Source organism: Sphingobacterium sp. T2, assembly GCF_000814685.1.
Classification (GTDB): domain Bacteria; phylum Bacteroidota; class Bacteroidia; order Sphingobacteriales; family Sphingobacteriaceae; genus Sphingobacterium; species Sphingobacterium thermophilum.
The window spans coordinates 1-769 of sequence record NZ_JXAC01000324.1 but is presented as its reverse complement, the minus strand read 5'-3'; the positions used below and the strand labels follow the sequence as shown (position 1 = coordinate 769).

At 53.1% G+C, this 769-nt stretch carries 1 rRNA gene; it reads right to left on the bottom strand.

What is annotated here, in order from left to right:
* Nucleotides 1–769, bottom strand: a 23S ribosomal RNA gene (locus SD31_RS14520); the annotation flags it as partial.

Sequence of the window (769 nt, the reverse complement as noted above, 5' to 3'; positions counted from 1 at the left end):
CCTGGCGGCATAACTGGTTCACTAGAGGTCAGTCCACCCGGTCCTCTCGTACTAAGGACAGATCCACTCAAACTTCCTGCGCCCACAACAGATAGGGACCGAACTGTCTCGCGACGTTCTGAACCCAGCTCGCGTGCCACTTTAATGGGCGAACAGCCCAACCCTTGGGACCTTCTCCAGCCCCAGGATGTGACGAGCCGACATCGAGGTGCCAAACCTCCCCGTCGATATGAGCTCTTGGGGGAGATCAGCCTGTTATCCCCAGAGTACCTTTTATCCTTTGAGCGATGGCCCTTCCATTCAGAACCACCGGATCACTATGTCCGTCTTTCGACCCTGCTCGGCTTGTAGGCCTCACAGTCAAGCAAGCTTTTGCCATTGCACTCCACGTACGGTTACCAAGCGTACTGAGCTTACCTTTGAAAGCCTCCGTTACCTTTTTGGAGGCGACCACCCCAGTCAAACTACCCACCAAACAATGTCCTCGCTATACAGCAAGTTAGAAACCGAATACAGAAAGGGCGGTATTTCAACGGCGTATCCACGAATCCTGGCGAACCCGCTTCATATACTCCCGCCTATCCTACACATCCTGTATCCAATCTCAATGTTAAGCTATAGTGAAGGTTCATGGGGTCTTTCCGTCCCGTTGCGGGTAACCGGCGTCTTCACCGATACCACAATTTCACCGAGCTCATGGCTGAGACAGCTGCCAAGATCGTTACACCATTCGTGCAGGTCGGAACTTACCCGACAAGGAATTTCGCTA